Below are 17,553 nucleotides of genomic sequence, written 5' to 3' on the forward strand. Positions count from 1 at the left end.
CCGATGATACTACCCAACCCGGGTGGAAAAGTAGGACACCGCCGAACACAAATTAAAGCCCTTTGCCCCCCAATTCAATTGGGGGGCAAAGGCATTTGTGGGATAGCTTGAGCTAGAACAACGTCTGCGCCGTACCGTTGTGCGCCTTCTCCATGTCGAGCAGTGCCCGCTTGCGGTCCAAACCGCCGCCGTATCCGGTGAGACTGCCGTTGGATCCGATGACCCGATGGCAGGGCACGATGATGCCGATCGGGTTGTGACCATTGGCCAGACCCACCGCCCGAAAGGCTCCGGGTGTGCCGATCTGCCTTGCGATCTCGCCGTAGGTCCGAGTCTCGCCATAAGGGATCGTGAGCAGGGCAGCCCACACCCGTCGCTGGAACTCGGTGCCGATGAGATCAAGGCTCAGATCGAAATCGGTTCTCTCCCGGGCGAAATAAGCCTCCAGCTGCTCAACGGCATCGGGGAACGCCGTGTCGTCGTGTTCCCAACCGTCGCGGCTCGGCTCATAGGTCTGATCGACCATCCGCAAATGCCGCAACCGCCCGTCCTTGCCGGCCAACGTGAGTAGTCCAACCGGGCTGTCCATTTTCCGAAATTGCAACGCTTCCATCAGTTCTCCTTCGGCGGCCATTCGTTGACCGCGTGATCCAAAGCTGTCCACAAATGCTGGGTGGCATACGACCGCCACGGTCGCCATTGCATGCTGTGTTCGGTGAGCGGACGCGGCTCTGCCGGTATGCCCAACTGCTGTGCCGCGATCCGCACTCCGAGGTCACTGGAGGGAAAAGCGTCAGGGTCGCCAAGGCCGCGCATTGCGATGACCTCGGCGGTCCATGGCCCGATGCCGGGCAGTTCCAGCAGTTGCACACGCGCACGATCCCAGTCGCATCCTGCGTCGAGCACCACATCCCGCTTGGCCAGCGCCGTGATCAGCGTGATCAGCGTCCGCTGGCGGGACTTCGGAAACGCCAGGTGCGCCGGGTCGATCTCAGCGAGATCCTCGACCGAGGGGAACACATGCGTGAGGCCGCCATCTGCGTCGGCGACGGGCTGACCGTAGGCGGTCACGAGACGGGCGGCGTGGGTGCGTGCGGCCTTGACGGACACCTGCTGACCGAGCACGACCCGCAGTGCCAGCTCCTGCTCGTCGACGGTCCGCGGAATTCGCTGCCCCGGCGCCTTGGCGACCAACGCACCGAGGTCCGGATCGGCGCCGAGCGCGTCGACGACCGCCTCCGGATCCGCGTCCAAGTCGAGCAGACGCCGGCATCGTGCTATCGCCGCGGCGAGATCCCGAAAGTCGTCCAGCCTGATCTCGCACTTCACATGGTCGGGTTGTGGTGTGAGACTGACGATTCCGTTGCCATTCGCCAATCTCAGCGTCCGCCGGTAGCTGCCCGCACGCACCTCCTCGACGCCCGGAACCGCGCTCGCCGCCAGGTGGCCGAACAGGCCCTCGTATGCGAACGGCATGCGCACCGGTAGCCGCAGGGACAACGCGCCCGTCGCGCTCTCTCCGCGACCGAACCTCGAACGTGCCCGTTGTCGCAACGCCGTCGGGGTCAGGTCGCATACCGCGCGCACCGTGTCGTTGAACTGACGGATGCTGGAGAAGCCCGCCGCGAATGCGACATCACTGAACGGCAATTCGGTGGTTTCGATCAGCACACGGGCGGTCTGAGCGCGTTGCGCTCGCGCCAGCGCAAGGGGGTTCGCCCCAACCTCTGCCTGCAGCAGCCGTTCCAGCTGACGCGTGGTGTATCCGACGCGGGCAGCCAGGCCGGCGACGCCCTCACGGTCGACTGTGCCATCCGAGATGAGTCGCATCGCCCGCGCGACCACGTCGCCACGCACATTCCACTCCGGCGACCCGGGTGAGGCGTCCGGCCGGCATCGCTTGCAGGCGCGGAAGCCGGCTTTCTGTGCGGCGGCGGCGGTGGGGTAGAACCGCATGTTGCGGGCGTACGGCGGGCGCACCGGACAGCTGGGTCTGCAGTAGATCTTCGTGGTCAGCACGGCGGTGACGAACCAGCCGTCGAACCGCGCGTCCTTGGACTGGACGGCTCGGTAACAGCGATCGAAATCCTCGTGCACAAGTCAACGATTACACGTGCCCTCCGACATCACTGGCGGAAAACCGACATCGTCGTGGGGCGCCGATTTCGAGGTGCTAACGATCTCGTCAAGTGTCGGCATCTCTACTCGCATTGCCGGCGAGAACGTGCTCTGGTGGATGGAGTGATGTCGACTCCCGGGCTGACTGCCCTTCGCCTGGCCGCCGGTGCGGTGGCGTGCTCAACGCTGGCCATCATCGGATTGGGACCGGCTACCGCGGCGCCCACCGCAGATGATCAGGGCTACATCGACTCGACCGCTCGGTGCCCCTCGTCGAGTCAGGCCGTCGTCTTCGGCAGCACCGCAACGTCCCGGGTGGCCATCTGCGAGGCCGACGGCGAGTACGAATATCGCGGAGTGCGATTGAGGGACGGCGCCAAACTGATCGTCCCGGCGGCCAAGTCCACCGACGGGTACACCGCCGAAAACCATGGCATCACCTATTGGGTGACCGAAGACTCGTTGGTCGTCAGCGCGGGCAAAGAGGTGATTCGCGACGAGACGATGGTGGACTTCAACTCTCCGCAGCAGTCCGGCGTGGGCGGATCGCCGGCGCCGGCTGAGACATCAGCGCCGACAACGCCGTTGCCGCCACCGCTGCCCGCGGAGGTGGGCGGTGGCGAGAGTTGACCTGCCGACTATCCCCGTAGTGCGCCGCTGAGGTACTCGGCTCGGCATGCCCGACGGGCCACCTTGCCGCTCGTCGTGCGCGGGATCGCGCCCGCCGGTACGAATCGGACGTCTGCAATCGATAGTCCGTGGATGCGCGTGACGGCTGCGCGGATCGCCTCGGCCGCGGTATCAGGATCGGTGCCGCGGGTGCCTGACGCGCGTTCGGCGACGATGACGACGCCGGAGTCGGTGGCGAATGCCGCGACATACCCCCCGCGCACCATCGGCGACGCGGACTGCGCCGTCGCCTCGACGTCCTGCGGGTAGTGGTGGAGTCCGTCGACGCGGATCGCGTCCGCACGTCTGCCGATGACATACAGCTCGCCATCGAGGTAGACCCCGAGATCGCCTGTGCGCAACCATGTCCCGTCGGCCGGCGCACCGTCGGCGTGGCTTCGCGGCTGCAGGCGTGACCGTAACGTGGCGTCGAACGTCAGCCGCGACGCCTCGGGCTGCCCCCAGTACCGCCGAGCGGTGTTGTCTCCGTGCAACCAGATCTCGCCTACCTGACCGTCGGCCAGTTCGGTGTGGGCTTGAGGGTCGACGATGACTGCCCACTGGCTGCGCGCGATCTGGCCACACGACACCTGTGCCACCGCGTTGTCCGCATCCGCCGCGACCCGCACCGCGACACCTTCGGCCAGCCGGCCCCGGTCGAAGTACGCGGCCGTGGCTGTGGCGGATGGAGCGATGGTCGACACGAAGAGCGTTGCTTCGGCGATTCCGTACGACGGCTTGATTGCCGTGGCCGGCAACCCGAATGGCGCAAACGCATCGTTGAACGCCGTGATCGCGTCGATGCTGACCGGCTCGGAGCCGATGATCATCACCACGTTGGCGAGGTCGACGTCCTCGCCCGTCGCGGGCACGCCGCGCTGCGCCGTGTACGCGTAGGCGAAGTTCGGCGCGGCGGTGACCACTCGTCCCTCCCGGGATCCGTCCGACAACGCCCGGATCCAGCGCTGCGGGCGACGAATGAACGCGGTCGGCGACATCAGCGTTGAGTGGCCGCCGTATACCGCCGGGAACCCGATCATCGACAACCCCATGTCGTGGTACAGCGGTAACCAGCTGACGCCGTGGGTGTTTCGGTCGAGCAGATCGATGGACAGGATCATCTGCAGCAGATTCGTCCCGACCGCGCGGTGCGTGATCTCCACCCCGACCGGCGGCCGTGTGGAGCCCGAGGTGTATTGCAAGTGTGAGACGTCATCGACGTCGAGGTCGACGGGACCGAATGTCTCGGCGGCCGAGTCCGGAATGTCATCGACTGCGATGACCGGCACATCGGGCGCGAAAGCGAAGCCCGCGAGGAAATCGCGCACGGCGCGGGCCGCCGCGGTGGTCGTCAGGATCGCCGCCGGACGGGCGTCTGTCAGTGCCGTTTCGAGACGTTCGGCGTGCCCTTGGAGTTCGGGGGCGAACAACGGCACCGCGATCGTCCCCGCTTTGACTGCGGCGAAGAATGCCGCAACGTAGTCGAGGCCCTGCGGGGCCAGGATCGCCACGCGGTCGCCCCGCGACGCGAGACTCTGGACGCGCGCGCCTATCGCCTGCATCCGACGGCCCAGCTGGTTCCAGGTCAATTCCATGGCGCGTCCGTCGGCCGAGCCGGCGAAATCCAGATAGCGGTAGGCGACGGTGTCGCCGACGCTGGCGATGTTGCGATCGATCAGCGATATCAGGGTCGTACCGGGCGGCAGCACGATGCCGCCGTCGGCGTCGAGACAGTCCTCGATCCTCAACAGACCCTCGGGGGCAATCGAACCGTGCACATCCACGATTATAATTACTGTGACGCCTGGTACCACTTACATCGCGGACGATGTGACGAAAAGCGCCCTCTGATGATCAGACCGGAAGTGCGAGCCGGGTCGGTACGTCGTGGCCACGCAGAGTCACCGAATCGCCGAGCGTCCAGTGCGCGCGTTCTTCCTCGTTGACGGCTGAGACCGCATCAGAGGACGCGAGCAGGTGACCGGGTGAGTCCTTCGCCAGCTCGCAGAGCCGTGCAGCCTCGTTGACCGGCTCACCGATCACGGTGTACTCGAAGCGCTCCTTGGCGCCGACATTTCCGGCGACGGCCTCACCGGCCGCGACGCCGATGCCGGCCTCGCATTCGGGTACCTCTTCGCGGATGCGCCGCGCGATCGCCCGCGCGGCGGCGAGGCCTTCCTCCTCCGGGCTGTCGAGGTGAACCGGTGCGCCGAAGACGGCGAGGGCCGCGTCGCCCTCGAATTTGTTCACGAAACCGTGGTGGCGATCGACTTCCTCCACGATCACCGCAAAGAACCGATTGAGCAGATCGACGACTTCGGTTGCGGGCCTGCCGGTCACCAGCTGTGTCGAGCCGATGATGTCAACAAAGATCACCGCGACGTGCCGTTCTTCGCCGCCCAATTTCGGCCGTTCCTTCTCGGCCGCGGCGGCAACCTCGCGACCCACGTGTCGACCGAAAAGGTCGCGCACGCGTTCCCGCTCCTTGAGGCCTTCGACCATCGAGTTGAAACCGCGTTGCAATTCGCCGAGCTCGGTGCCGTCGAACACCACCAGATTCGTGTCCAGATCCCCCTGCTCCACCCTTTGCAGCGCGGCACGCACGACCCGCACCGGTGTCGCGATCAGCCACGACAACAGCAGCATCAGAACCCAGCCGAAGGTCAATGCCACCACCGCCAGAATGCCCACGGCGACCGCGAACTGGGTGGCGGAGAGATTCTGTAGCGACACCGCGAAGACGGCGAGCAGGAGGATGCCGAGCACGGGCACGCCCGAGCTGAGCAACCAGACGGTCATCGTGCGGCCCATCACGCCGTGTGCCAACCGACGTGGTGGACGACCGGCCTCGAGGGCCTGAGCGGCGACGGGACGCAGTGCGAACTCCGTGATCAGGTAACACCCGGTGGCGACGACGATGCCGCAGAAACTCACCGCCAAGAGGAACCGCGGAATGAACGCGGTGTCATAGATCCCGTACCAGGTGGTCAGCAGGACTGCGCCGACGCCCCACAGGAACAGCAGCATCTTCGCCACCCGCCACGGCGCAAAGAAGACGTTGCGTTGATCGGCCCGGGTCGGCGGGCGCTCTTCGATTGCCCACCGCAGCGAGTTGACGATCCGTGAGGTGATCCAGACAGTGCCGACGATCAGGGCGAAGGCCATGTATCCGGGCGCCACGGCCCACGTCAGCCATGCGGGTGCGTCACTGAAGATGCTGGGGACCGGGATGGCGACCGCGATCATCAGCAGCGCGACGCCGATGCCGAGCATGTTCGTGAGCAAGATGAAGAACGTGAGGATCAGCTGGATACGAATACGGCGGCGGAGCTGACTTTCCGAAGGCTTGCCCAGCAGCCAGGAGCCGAATTCCGGAGTATCCGGCAGTCGGCCGCTCTGGCGTGTCACCTTCTCGAGGACACGGCCCAGCCGCTGCGGAACGCTCTTGTTGGCCGTCATCGTGGCTAAAGCCTAGGTTGCCGTCCGGCCCCCTAAGGTGGTTCGGGTGCGTCTCGTCATCGCCCAGTGCACCGTCGACTACGTCGGGCGCCTGACAGCTCATCTGCCGTCGGCCCGCCGCCTGCTCCTCATCAAGGCCGACGGCTCGGTCAGTGTCCACGCCGACGATCGCGCGTACAAGCCGCTCAACTGGATGAGCCCGCCCTGCTGGCTCACCGAGGAACCCGACGGGCCCACGCCCGTATGGGTGGTCGAGAACAAGGCGGGAGAGCAGCTTCGGATCACCGTCGAGGCCATCGAGCATGACTCCAGCCACGAACTCGGTGTCGATCCGGGATTGGTGAAGGACGGTGTCGAAGCGCATCTGCAGGAGCTGCTCGCCGAACACGTCGAGCTGCTCGGTGCGGGCTATTCACTGGTGCGCCGCGAGTACATGACCGCGATCGGGCCGGTGGACTTGCTGTGTCGAGACGAGAAGGGCGGCTCGGTCGCCGTCGAGATCAAACGGCGGGGCGAGATCGACGGCGTCGAACAGCTCACCCGTTACCTCGAACTCCTCAACCGCGACACCGTGCTGGCGCCCGTCGCGGGAGTTTTCGCCGCCCAGCAGATCAAGCCCCAGGCTCGCACGCTGGCGACCGACCGTGGGATCCGTTGCGTGACTTTGGACTACGACCAGATGCGCGGCATGGACAGCGACGAGTTCCGGCTCTTCTAACCCATGCCCCGGCGCCGTCCATCGCCGCGCAAGCAACGCGCTGTACCGCCGCTACCGCAGAGCAGGCGGATCGAGACAGGGCCGGACGGATATGACTACGAAGTCCGTCCGGTTTCGGCCGCGCGGGCGACGAAGACCTACCGCTGCCCCGGATGCGACCACGAAATACGTCCTGGCACTGCGCATGTACTCGTGTGGCCGGCAGATCGCGGCGAACAGGCGTCAGAAGACCGGCGTCATTGGCATACGCCGTGCTGGACCCACCGAGGTACTCGGGGGCCTACTCGCAAGTGGTCGTGACGAACTCGGTTCCGAAGCCAGCGTCAGTGATCGGCGGCAGGCTCGACGAGCTCGATGAGGACGCCGCCGGCATCCTTGGGATGGATGAAGTTGATCCGTGAATCGGCTGTGCCGCGACGAGGCTCGTCATAGAGCAGGCGCATACCCTCGGCGCGAAGCCGCTCGCTGAGCGCGTCGATGTCGCTGGTGCGATACGCCAGCTGCTGCAGGCCGGGTCCGCGCTTGTCGAGGAACTTCGCGATGGTCGAGGTCTCGTCGAGTGGCGCCATGAGCTGAATCTGCGCGCTGCCGACGGGCGCGCCGCGCACCGAGAGCATTGCCTCGCGCACACCCTGGTCCTCGTTGATCTCTTCGTGCAGGACGATCATGCCGAGGTGGTCGTGGTACCACTTGATGGCGGCGTCGAGGTCGGGGACCGCGATGCCGACATGATCGATAGCCGTCACGAGGGCGCTGGCGAGCGCCGGACGTGCGTCTACTTGTTCAGTGGTCATCACGTAACGGTAACCTTGAGACAGATGTTTGCGGAATGTGTCATGTGCCACATCTACGAATACCCAGTTCCTGGAGGAAATAAATGACGACGTCGGTGATCGTTGCGGGAGCGCGTACGCCAATCGGCAAGCTGATGGGCTCGCTGAAGGATTTCTCGGGTAGTGACCTCGGCGCCGTCGCGATCGCCGGTGCGCTGGAAAAGGCCAACATCCCGGCGTCGGCCGTCGACTACGTCATCATGGGGCAGGTCCTGACCGCCGGTGCTGGGCAAATGCCCGCCAGACAAGCTGCGGTTGCCGCGGGCATCGGCTGGGATGTGCCCTCGCTGACCATCAACAAGATGTGCCTGTCCGGAATCGACGCGATCGCGCTGGCCGATCAATTGATTCGCGCGGGCGAGTTCGAGGTCGTGGTCGCGGGCGGCCAGGAATCGATGACGAAGGCGCCCCACCTGCTCATGGACAGTCGCGCGGGCTACAAGTACGGCGACGTCACCGTTCTCGATCACCTGGCCTACGACGGTCTGCACGACGTCTTCACCGATCAGCCGATGGGTGCGCTGACCGAACAGCGCAACGACGCCGACCAGTTCACCAGGGCCGAGCAGGACGAGTTTGCGGCACGTTCGCACCAAAAGGCCGCTGCGGCATGGAAGGACGGGGTCTTCGCCGACGAGGTCGTGCCGGTGAACATCCCGCAGCGCAAGGGTGACCCGATCGAGTTCACCGAAGACGAGGGCATCCGCGCCAACACCACCGCCGAGTCCCTGGCCGGACTCAAGCCGGCGTTCCGCAAGGACGGCACCATCACGGCTGGGTCGGCGTCGCAGATCTCCGACGGCGCGGCGGCAGTCGTCGTGATGAGCAAGGAGAAGGCCCAGGAGATGGGGCTGACCTGGCTGTGTGAGATCGGCGCTCACGGCGTGGTGGCGGGTCCCGATTCGACCCTGCAGTCGCAGCCGGCCAACGCCATCAAGAAGGCCATTGCCCGCGAGGGCATCTCGGTCGATCAGCTGGACGTCATCGAGATCAACGAGGCGTTCTCGGCGGTGGCGCTCGCGTCAATGAAGGAGTTGGGCGTCGACCCGGAGAAGGTCAATGTGAACGGCGGCGCGATCGCCGTCGGGCATCCGATCGGCATGTCCGGCGCCCGGATCACCCTGCACGCCGCCCTTGAGCTGTCACGACGCCGTGGCGAGCGAAGCGACGGGAAGAAACAGGGTTCCGGGTACGCGGTGGCGGCGCTGTGCGGCGCCGGGGGCCAGGGCGACGCTCTGGTGCTGCGGGCAGGCTGAACGCCTACGACACCGCGGCGAGCCGCGCCTACGACACCGCGTAGTAATATACGTCGGTTTCGGGCACAATGGCGGCCATGACAGGCGCTCTTGATCTTCGATCCGTTGCCGGGTGGTTCCGACTGGTTGCTCTGCTCGAGGCCGTCAGTTGGGTCGGTCTGCTGGCCGGAATGTATTTCAAGTACCTGGCCAGCTCGCCGACCGAGATCGGCGTCAAGGTGTTCGGGATGGCCCACGGACTGATTTTCGTCGCGTTCGTAGCGGCCGCATTGCTCGCCGGAATCGCATTGAAATGGTCGTTCGGGACGTGGTCGCTGGCGCTGATCGCGAGCATCGTGCCATTGGGCAGTGTGATCTTCCTCATATGGGCTGATCGGACCGGCAAAATGGGTGCCTCGATCCCGTCCGCGGCGATCATGCAACCAGGGCAGCCGGTTCCAGAATCGACGTGACAAACTTGTAGCCGTGACTCGTCCACGTCCCGTTGCGGCCTCCATGGCAGGTGCGATCGACCTTTCGGCGCTCAAGAAGCCGGCCGGTGCCGCCGCAGGTGGCGCCGCCGCCGGACCGTCAGGCGGTGTGGAGGTCACCGAGGCCAACCTCGAAGCCGAGGTCCTGGTCCGCTCCAGTCAGGTCCCTGTCGTGGTCTTGCTGTGGTCTCCGCGCAGCGACGCCAGCGTGCAGTTGGGTGACGCGCTGGCCAGTCTCGCCGCCGCCGACGGCGGAAAGTGGTCGCTCGCGACGGTCAACGTCGACGTCGTCCCGCGGGTAGCGCAGATGTTCGGCGTCCAGGCGATTCCGACCGTCGTGGCGTTGGGCGGGGGACAACCGCTCTCGAGCTTCCAGGGCATGCAGCCGCCCGAGCAGTTGCGCGGATGGATCGACTCGCTGCTCAACGCGACCGCGGGAAAACTCAGCGGCGGAGGCGCCGGAGAGGATCCCGAACAGGTCGATCCCGAACTGGCCCAGGCGCGGGCGCATCTGGACGCCGGCGACTTCGACGCCGCGCGCGCTGCGTATCAGGCGATCCTCGACGCGAGGCCGAACGACTCGGAGGCCAAAGGTGCGGTGCGTCAGATCTCGTTCCTGCAGCGGGCATCGGCACATCGTCCCGATGCGGTGGCTGCGGCCGACGCCGCACCCGATGACATCGACGCCGTCTTCGCCGCGGCCGACGTGGAAATTCTGCAGCAGAACATCGCGGCCGCGTTCGACCGGCTGATCGCGTTGTTCAAACGCAAGACCGACGACGACCGCACCACGGTGCGGACGCGGCTGGTCGAGCTGTTCGACCTTTTCGATCCGGCCGATCCCGAGGTGATCGCGGGCCGACGCAAACTGGCCAACGCGTTGTACTGAGTCGGCCGTTCGCGCGAAAGGCTAGGCCGGGGCCACGGGTTCGAACCACAGGGCGGCCAGCGGCGGCAGCACCATGACCGCTGATGCCGGACGGCCGTGCCACGGCTCGTCGGTCGCCTCGACCGCACCGTAGTTGCCGATGCCCGAACCGTTGTAGATGTCGGCGTCGGAGTTGAGCACCTCCCGCCACGTGCCTGCGTGCGGCAGGCCGAGCCGGTACCGGGCGTGTTCGGACCCGGAGAAGTTGAACACGCATGCCAGCATCGAACCGTCGTCCCCGAACCGCATGAAGCTGAGCACGTTGTTGGCCGAGTCGTTGGCGTCTATCCACGAGTAGCCCTCGGGCTTGCTGTCCTGCGACCACAGCGCCCGACTGCCGCGGTAGACGCCGTTCATATCGTGGACGAACCGCTGTACGCCGGTGGAGAAGCTGTTCTCGTCGAGCTGATACCAGTCGACGCCCCGCTCCTCGGACCATTCGGCACGCTGCCCGAACTCCTGGCCCATGAACAGCAATTGCTTTCCGGGGTGGGCCCATTGGTAGGCCAGCAGGCCGCGCAACCCGGCGGCCTTGGTGTGGTCGTCGCCCGGCATGCGGCCCCACAACGTGCCCTTGCCATGGACCACTTCGTCGTGGCTGATGGGCAACACGAAGTTCTCGCTGAACGCGTACAGCATCGAGAACGTGATCTCGTGGTGGTGGTAGCTGCGATGGATGGGGTCGCGTTTGATGAACTCCAGGGTGTCGTTCATCCAGCCCATGTTCCACTTCATCGAGAAACCAAGGCCGCCAAGGTTCGTCGGCCGCGTCACACCCGGCCAGGACGTAGATTCCTCGGCGACGGTGACGATGCCTGGCGCGAGCTTGTGCACCGTGGCGTTCATCTCTTGCAGGAACTGCACCGCTTCGAGGTTCTCGCGGCCGCCGTAGATGTTCGGTGTCCAGCCGTCTGCTGGTCGTGAGTAGTCCAGATAGAGCATCGATGCGACCGCATCCACGCGCAGCCCGTCGATGTGGTACTCCTGCAGCCAGTACAGCGCGTTGGCGACCAAGAAGTTGCGGACCTCAGGGCGGCCGAAGTCGAAAACATAAGTGCCCCAGTCGAGTTGTTCGCCGCGTCGTGGGTCGGAGTGTTCGTATAGGGCGGTGCCGTCGAAGCGGCCCAGCGCCCACGCGTCCTTCGGGAAGTGCGCAGGAACCCAGTCCATGATCACGCCGATACCGGCCTGATGGAGGGTGTCCACCACATGGCGGAACTCGTCGGGGGTTCCCAGTCGCGATGTCGGCGCGTAGTACGACGTCACCTGATAGCCCCACGAGCCGCCGAACGGATGCTCGGCGACCGGCATCAACTCGACATGTGTGAACCCGTTGGAGACTACGTATTCGGTGAGCTCGGTGGCCAATTCGCGGTAGCTCAGCCCCGGCCGCCAGGACATCAGATGCACTTCGAGCGTGCTCATCGGTTCGAAAACCGGATTCTGGCTGGCCCGCTGGGTCATCCAGTCCTGGTCCTTCCAGGTGTATTCGCTCCTCGTGACTTTCGACGCCGTCTGCGGCGGAACCTCGGTGGCGAATGCCATCGGGTCGGCGCGGTCACTGATCGAGCCGTCGGCGCCGTGCACCCTGAACTTGTACAGTCCGCCGATCTCGAATCCGGGCCAGAACAGCTCCCACACACCCGTCGAGCCGAGCACGCGCAGCTGTGCTTCGTTGCCGTCCCAATGGTTGAACTCGCCGATCAGGCTGACGCCCTTGGCATTCGGCGCCCACACCGCGAAGGAGACACCATCGACGACGCCGTCGGGTGTGGTGAAACTGCGGGGATGGGCGCCCAGGATCTCCCAAAGCCGCTCATGGCGACCCTCGGCGAACAGGTGTAGGTCGATTTCGCCGAGGGTCGGCAGGAACCGGTATGCATCGGCGGTGGTGTGCACTTCGTCGCCCGAGCCGTAGCTGACCTCGAGTCGGTAGTCCGACAGGTTGGTCATCGGCAGGGCTACCGCGAACAGGCCGCCCTCGACGTGCTCGAACGGATACCGCTCGCCACCCACGAGGGCCACCACCTCAACGGCATGCGGCCGGTAGGCGCGTAACACCGTGTGATCGCCGTCGTACTCATGTGCGCCCAGAATCGAATGGGGGTCGTGGTGTTCGCCTGCTAACAGGCGGTTCAGATCAGCCGTGTGCGGCCGCAGGTGCGGGCTCGTACGGTGGTTGGTCTGCGTCATTTCGTCACTCCCTACGCAGCAGATTGAGTCGTTGTTCGGCCGGCACCTGGGGCATGTTCAGCACGTGCGACACGGCGTTGGCCGGATCGAGGCGCACGTAATTGGCCTGCCCCCATTGAAATTCGTTGCCGGTGATTTCGTCGCGTACCCAGAAGCGATCGTAGGGTTCCATCCCCAACGCAACCATATCGAGCCAGAGCGTCGCCTCTTCGGGGCCGAACGGGTTGAGCGTCACCACCACCAGCACTTGATCGCCCGTCACTGGATCGAACTTGCTGTAGGCCAACAACGCGTCGTTGTCGACGTGGTGGAACTTGATGGTGCGCAGTTGGTGCAGCGCGGGATGTACGCGGCGGATCTCGTTGAGTCGCGTCAAGAAAGGCTCGAGTGATTCACCGTCTGCCAGGGCGGCTTCGAAATCGCGGGGCCTCAACTCGTACTTCTCGGAGTTGAGGTACTCCTCGCTGCCTTCGCGGACCGGCCGGTGCTCGTACAGCTCGTAGCCCGAGTACACGCCCCAGGTCGAGCTCATCGTTGCGGCCAGTACCGCGCGGATCGCGAACATGCCGGGTCCGCCGTGCTGCAGGCTCTCGTGCAGGATATCCGGCGTGTTCACAAACAGATTGGGGCGCGCGTAGTCGGCGTGCTCCGCGATCTGCTCTCCGAACTCGGTGAGCTCCCACTTCGCCGTGCGCCATGTGAAGTATGTGTACGACTGCGTGTAGCCGAGTTTGGCCAGACCGTAGAGGCGCGCAGGCCGGGTGAAGGCCTCGGCGAGAAACAGCACGTCGGGATCTTCGCTCTTGACCCGGCCGATCAGCCACGCCCAGAAATCGGGTGGTTTGGTGTGCGGGTTGTCCACGCGAAACACCTTGATTCCGTGCGACACCCAGAACCGGACCACCCGCAGTACCTCTTCGTAGATTCCCGCGGGGTCGTTGTCGAAGTTGATCGGGTAAATGTCCTGGTACTTCTTGGGCGGGTTCTCGGCGTAGGCGATGGTGCCGTCGGGCAATACCGTGAACCATTCCGGGTGGTCTTTCGCCCACGGGTGATCGGGTGCGCACTGGAGGGCCAGGTCGAGGGCGACCTCCATGCCGTGATCGCGTGTGGCGGAAACGAACTCGTCGAAGTCTTCGATCGTGCCCAGCTTGGGATGGACCGCGTCATGGCCGCCCTTGTCGCTGCCGATTGCCCACGGCGAGCCCACGTCGCCGGGAGCAGCGGTAACCGAATTGTTGCGGCCCTTGCGATGGACCTTGCCGATCGGGTGAATCGGCGGAAGGTAAACCACGTCGAAGCCCATTGCCGCGATGCGGGGAAGCGCCTTGGTCGCCGTCGCGAACGTTCCGTGAACGGGCTTGCCCTTCTTGTCCCACCCGCCGGTCGATCGCGGGAAGAACTCGTACCAGGAACTGAACCGGGCCAGCGGACGATCCACCCACACGCCGTATGACTCTCCGCGCGTGACCAATTCGCGCAGCGGATACTCGCCGAGCAACTCGGTCACCTGGTCGGCCAGCGCCGCGCCTGCCCTGGTGAACGGGTCACCGGGCTTACGCAACAGCTCCGCCGCCTCGATGATCGGGTCCCGCAGCTTGCGCGGAATGCCCGTGGCAGCCCGTTCGAGCAGCCGCGCCCCCATCAGCAGGTCGTTGGACAGTTCCTCTTCGCCCTGACCCGCGTCCAGCTTCGCGATGACGGCCTTGCGCCACGTCGAGATCGGATCGCTCCACGCCTCCACCCGGAAGGTCCACAGCCCGACGCTGTCGGGGGCGAACTGGCCGTGGAAGACATCCGGCGTGGTGCCCAAAGCCATCGGCAGGTGATGCCGGGTGATGCGCGCGCGCGGATTGACGACCGTCTCGATGGGTACCGGCTCGGCGGCAATGGGGTTCGCACCGGCCGGTCCCTTGACGAGCTGTGGATAGTCCGAACCGTGACAGCGGACGACAAGAGTCGCCGCGACGGCGTCATGGCCTTCTCGCCATACTGTCGCGCGAACCGGCACGATCTCGCCGACGACCGCCTTCGCAGGGAAACGGCCACCGGATACGACGGGGGCGACGTCATCGATCTCGATCCGACCGACCACTTCCTACCACTCCTTCACGCTGCGTTAACCGAGCTCATCAATCGCCTCGTTGCGCCTATACCCACGGTAGTGCGCTGCCCAACCAGGCGGAGGTGAAGCGGTATGGATACCAGCCTGCAGGACGGCGAAACATCAGTAATGTTGAGTCGCGTGATGGCCCGATGAAAGCTCTGAGAAGGTTCACCGTCCGCGCCCATCTGCCTGATCGCATGGAGGCGCTCGAACGGCTTTCGATCAACCTGAGGTGGTCATGGGACAGGCCGACCCAGGACTTGTTCGCGACGATCGATCCAGAGCTCTGGCAGCAGGTCGGATGCGATCCGGTCGCGTTGCTGGGACAGGTCAGTCCCAAGCGGCTAGACGAGCTCGCCGCCGACGAATCGTTTGTCCGTCGGCTCGATGAGCTGGTCGCCGAACTCGACGATTACCTGTCGCGGCCGCTCTGGTACCAGGAGCAACTCGAGCACGGTGCACAGCTGCCCAACGGCATCGCGTACTTCTCGATGGAGTTCGGCGTCGCCGAGGTGCTGCCCAACTACTCCGGTGGTCTGGGCATTCTGGCGGGCGACCACCTGAAATCCGCCTCCGACCTCGGTCTGCCGCTGATCGCGGTCGGACTGCTCTACCGGTCGGGTTACTTCCGGCAGTCGTTGACCGCCGATGGCTGGCAGCACGAAAGTTACCCGTCGCTGGATCCGCAGGGGTTGCCGCTGCGCCTGCTCACCGATACCGATGACAACCCAGTGCTGATCGAACTCGCGATGCCCGAGGGCAACGAGCTGCGTGCCCGCGTCTGGATCGCCCAGGTCGGCCGAATTCCGTTGTTGCTGTTGGATTCTGACATTCCGGAGAACGACCACGATCTGCGCGGCGTGACCGACCGGCTCTACGGCGGTGACCAGGAGCACCGGATAAAGCAAGAGATCCTCGCCGGCATCGGCGGTGTCCGCGCGATCCGGGCTTTCACCGAGGTCGAGGGGCTGGCTTCGCCCGAAGTGTTCCACATGAACGAGGGCCACGCCGGGTTCCTTGGTGTCGAGCGCGTCCGTGAGCTGATCGACGCCGGACTGGATTTCGACACCGCCCTGACCGTGGTGCGCTCGTCGACGGTGTTCACCACGCACACGCCCGTCCCCGCTGGAATCGACCGCTTTCCGGTGGAGATGGTCAAAAGGTACTTCGGCAGCCCAGCCGATGAGCGCTCGCGCGAAGAGCACGGTTCGAGCGGCCCGTCCTCTGAATCTTCGCGGTTGCTGCCCGGAGTCTCGCTGGACCGCATCATCTGGTTCGGGGCCGAGGACGACCCGTCGAAGTTCAACATGGCGCACATGGGTCTGCGACTGGCCCAGCGGGCCAACGGCGTCTCCCTGCTGCACGGCAAAGTCAGCCGCGGCATGTTCAACGAGTTGTGGCCCGGTTTCGACCCGGATGAGGTGCCGATCGGCTCGATCACCAACGGCGTGCACGCCCCGACCTGGGCGGCCCCCGAATGGCTTGAGTTGGGCCGCGAACTCATCGGCAACGATGACCTCGGCATGCTGCGCGAGCCCGAGGTGTGGGGTCGGCTGAACGAGGTCGATCCAGGTCACATGTGGTGGATCCGCTCGCAGCTGCGCGCCAAGCTGGTCGAGGACGTTCGTGCACGGCTGCGGCGGTCCTGGCTGGAGCGCGGCGCGTCGGAGGCCGAACTGCGCTGGATCGCAACGGCTTTCGATCCAAATGTGTTGACCATCGGGTTCGCTCGACGCGTCCCGACTTACAAGCGGTTGACGTTGATGCTGCGCGATCCAGAACGGCTGGAGAAGCTGCTGCTCGACAAGGATCGGCCGCTCCAGCTGATCGTCGCTGGCAAGTCGCATCCGGCCGACGACGGCGGAAAAGCGTTGATACAGCAGGTGGTGAAGTTCGCCGACAGGCCAGAAGTCCGACACCGGATCGCGTTCCTGCCCGACTACGACATGTCGATGGCGCGCCAATTATATTGGGGCTGCGACGTATGGCTGAACAATCCGCTGCGGCCGCTGGAAGCGTGCGGTACCTCGGGCATGAAGAGCGCACTCAACGGCGGACTGAACCTGTCGATTCGCGATGGCTGGTGGGATGAGTGGTATGACGGCGAAAACGGTTGGGAGATACCGACTGCCGACGGCCTGGCCGACGAAGGGCGGCGCGACGATCTCGAGGCGGCGGCTCTGTACGACCTGATGGAGAAGTCCGTCGCCCCCAAGTTCTACGACCGCAACGAAGCGGGCGTCCCCGAGCGGTGGGTGGAGATGGTGCGCCACACGTTGATCGCGCTTGGGCCGAAGGTGCTGGCGTCGCGGATGGTGCGTGACTACACCGAGAAGTACTACGCACCAGCCGCCCAATCGCTGCGCAAGACCGTCGAGGCCGGAGCTGACGGTGAACCGTTCGGTGCGGCAAGGGAATTGGCAGCCTACCGGGAACGTGTCGCAGAGGCGTGGCCGAAGATCCAGATCACCGACGTCGACAGCTACGGGCTGCCGGACACTCCGGTGCTCGGTTCCGAGCTGACGCTGACGGCCACGGTCGATCTGGCGGATCTGACACCAGACGAGGTGTCCGTGCAGGCGGTACTGGGTCGCGTCGACGCCGGGGACACGCTGGTGGGGCCGGTGACCGTGCCTATGCAGCACACCGGCACCGCCGACGGCGGCAACGAGATCTTCACGACGACAACACCGCTGCCGGTCGCGGGGCCAGTGGGTTACACCGTGCGCGTGCTGCCTCACCACCCGCTGTTGGCCGGGGACAACGAGCTCGGACTCGTCACGCTCGCGTGACGACCCGAAG

Annotated in this window: 14 protein-coding genes; 7 read left to right on the forward strand and 7 right to left on the reverse strand. The window is 65.3% G+C overall.

All coding sequences use genetic code 11. From position 1 onward, the window contains the following. Positions 1–112: 112 nt before the first annotated feature. On the reverse strand, positions 113–613 hold the full coding sequence (locus tag M1248_RS00005) for a methylated-DNA--[protein]-cysteine S-methyltransferase (protein ID WP_163730045.1): 501 nt from the start codon (positions 611–613) through the stop codon (positions 113–115). After that, positions 613–2,097: a DNA-3-methyladenine glycosylase 2 family protein gene (locus M1248_RS00010; protein ID WP_317147174.1), complete on the reverse strand. Its 1,485-nt coding sequence runs from the start codon at positions 2,095–2,097 to the stop codon at positions 613–615. Before M1248_RS00010 ends, M1248_RS00005 begins: the two co-directional genes overlap by 1 nt. A gap of 147 nt (positions 2,098–2,244) precedes the next feature. Between M1248_RS00010 and M1248_RS00015 the strand changes: the two genes are divergently transcribed. Next, positions 2,245–2,748 carry a hypothetical protein gene (locus M1248_RS00015; RefSeq protein WP_317147175.1) on the forward strand — a complete coding sequence of 168 codons (504 nt, stop codon included), beginning with the start codon at positions 2,245–2,247 and terminating at the stop codon, positions 2,746–2,748. Between the two features lie 8 nt (positions 2,749–2,756). Here M1248_RS00015 and M1248_RS00020 read toward each other — a convergent pair whose 3' ends face one another. Together M1248_RS00020 and M1248_RS00025 are read right to left on the reverse strand one after the other, a co-directional pair. Next, on the reverse strand, positions 2,757–4,565 hold the full coding sequence (locus M1248_RS00020) for a fatty acyl-AMP ligase (RefSeq protein WP_317147176.1): 1,809 nt from the start codon (positions 4,563–4,565) through the stop codon (positions 2,757–2,759). Positions 4,566–4,641: 76 nt separating this feature from the next. Beyond that, the gene (locus M1248_RS00025) at positions 4,642–6,246 is read right to left on the reverse strand and encodes an adenylate/guanylate cyclase domain-containing protein (RefSeq protein ID WP_163730042.1); all 1,605 of its coding nucleotides are present in this window, start codon (positions 6,244–6,246) and stop codon (positions 4,642–4,644) included. A 46-nt stretch (positions 6,247–6,292) separates the two neighbouring features. On the opposite strand from M1248_RS00025, the gene nucS reads away from it, so the two are divergent. After that, positions 6,293–6,964, forward strand: coding sequence for an endonuclease NucS (gene nucS, locus M1248_RS00030; RefSeq protein ID WP_083125558.1), 672 nt, complete (start codon positions 6,293–6,295; stop codon positions 6,962–6,964). 3 nt (positions 6,965–6,967) lie between these two features. Continuing rightward, positions 6,968–7,264 carry a hypothetical protein gene (locus M1248_RS00035; RefSeq protein WP_163730041.1) on the forward strand — a complete coding sequence of 99 codons (297 nt, stop codon included), beginning with the start codon at positions 6,968–6,970 and terminating at the stop codon, positions 7,262–7,264. A gap of 23 nt (positions 7,265–7,287) precedes the next feature. Here the strand turns inward: M1248_RS00035 and mce are convergent, their stop codons facing one another. Continuing rightward, complete coding sequence (gene mce, locus M1248_RS00040; RefSeq protein ID WP_410506595.1) at positions 7,288–7,761, reverse strand: methylmalonyl-CoA epimerase; 474 nt, start codon at positions 7,759–7,761, stop codon at positions 7,288–7,290. Positions 7,762–7,841: 80 nt separating this feature from the next. Here mce and M1248_RS00045 point away from each other — a divergent pair, with 80 nt between their 5' ends. From M1248_RS00045 to M1248_RS00055, 3 genes are all read left to right on the forward strand, one after another. Next, the gene (locus M1248_RS00045; RefSeq protein WP_163730039.1) at positions 7,842–9,053 is read left to right on the forward strand and encodes an acetyl-CoA C-acetyltransferase; all 1,212 of its coding nucleotides are present in this window, start codon (positions 7,842–7,844) and stop codon (positions 9,051–9,053) included. A gap of 68 nt (positions 9,054–9,121) precedes the next feature. Then, entirely contained in the window at positions 9,122–9,505 is a 384-nt protein-coding gene (locus M1248_RS00050; protein ID WP_317147178.1) for a DUF3817 domain-containing protein, read from the forward strand. Positions 9,506–9,518: 13 nt separating this feature from the next. Beyond that, positions 9,519–10,412 (forward strand): co-chaperone YbbN, encoded by an 894-nt coding sequence (locus M1248_RS00055; protein ID WP_317147179.1) that lies wholly within the window; start codon positions 9,519–9,521, stop codon positions 10,410–10,412. A gap of 21 nt (positions 10,413–10,433) precedes the next feature. On the opposite strand, the gene glgB is transcribed toward M1248_RS00055, so the two are convergent. Then, positions 10,434–12,644 carry a 1,4-alpha-glucan branching protein GlgB gene (glgB, locus tag M1248_RS00060; RefSeq protein WP_317147180.1) on the reverse strand — a complete coding sequence of 737 codons (2,211 nt, stop codon included), beginning with the start codon at positions 12,642–12,644 and terminating at the stop codon, positions 10,434–10,436. Between the two features lie 4 nt (positions 12,645–12,648). Beyond that, positions 12,649–14,739, reverse strand: coding sequence for an alpha-1,4-glucan--maltose-1-phosphate maltosyltransferase (locus M1248_RS00065; protein WP_317147181.1), 2,091 nt, complete (start codon positions 14,737–14,739; stop codon positions 12,649–12,651). 161 nt (positions 14,740–14,900) lie between these two features. On the opposite strand from M1248_RS00065, the gene M1248_RS00070 reads away from it, so the two are divergent. Beyond that, entirely contained in the window at positions 14,901–17,543 is a 2,643-nt protein-coding gene (locus tag M1248_RS00070) for a glycosyltransferase family 1 protein (protein WP_317147182.1), read from the forward strand. The last annotated feature ends 10 nt before the right edge of the window (positions 17,544–17,553 follow it).

This window comes from Mycobacterium sp. 29Ha, from assembly GCF_032883055.1.
In the GTDB taxonomy this organism is placed as follows: Bacteria; Actinomycetota; Actinomycetes; order Mycobacteriales; family Mycobacteriaceae; genus Mycobacterium; species Mycobacterium gallinarum.

Bases quoted from the DNA above. Each gene is read 5' to 3' on its own strand.
- M1248_RS00005 (WP_163730045.1), bottom strand. From the start codon at position 613: ATGGAAGCGTTGCAATTTCGGAAAATGGACAGCCCGGTTGGACTACTC.
- M1248_RS00015 (WP_317147175.1), top strand. From the start codon at position 2,245: ATGTCGACTCCCGGGCTGACTGCCCTTCGCCTGGCCGCCGGTGCGGTG.
- M1248_RS00025 (WP_163730042.1), bottom strand. From the start codon at position 6,246: ATGACGGCCAACAAGAGCGTTCCGCAGCGGCTGGGCCGTGTCCTCGAG.
- M1248_RS00035 (WP_163730041.1), top strand. From the start codon at position 6,968: ATGCCCCGGCGCCGTCCATCGCCGCGCAAGCAACGCGCTGTACCGCCG.
- M1248_RS00045 (WP_163730039.1), top strand. From the start codon at position 7,842: ATGACGACGTCGGTGATCGTTGCGGGAGCGCGTACGCCAATCGGCAAG.
- M1248_RS00050 (WP_317147178.1), top strand. From the start codon at position 9,122: ATGGCGGCCATGACAGGCGCTCTTGATCTTCGATCCGTTGCCGGGTGG.
- glgB (WP_317147180.1), bottom strand. From the start codon at position 12,644: ATGACGCAGACCAACCACCGTACGAGCCCGCACCTGCGGCCGCACACG.
- M1248_RS00070 (WP_317147182.1), top strand. From the start codon at position 14,901: ATGAAAGCTCTGAGAAGGTTCACCGTCCGCGCCCATCTGCCTGATCGC.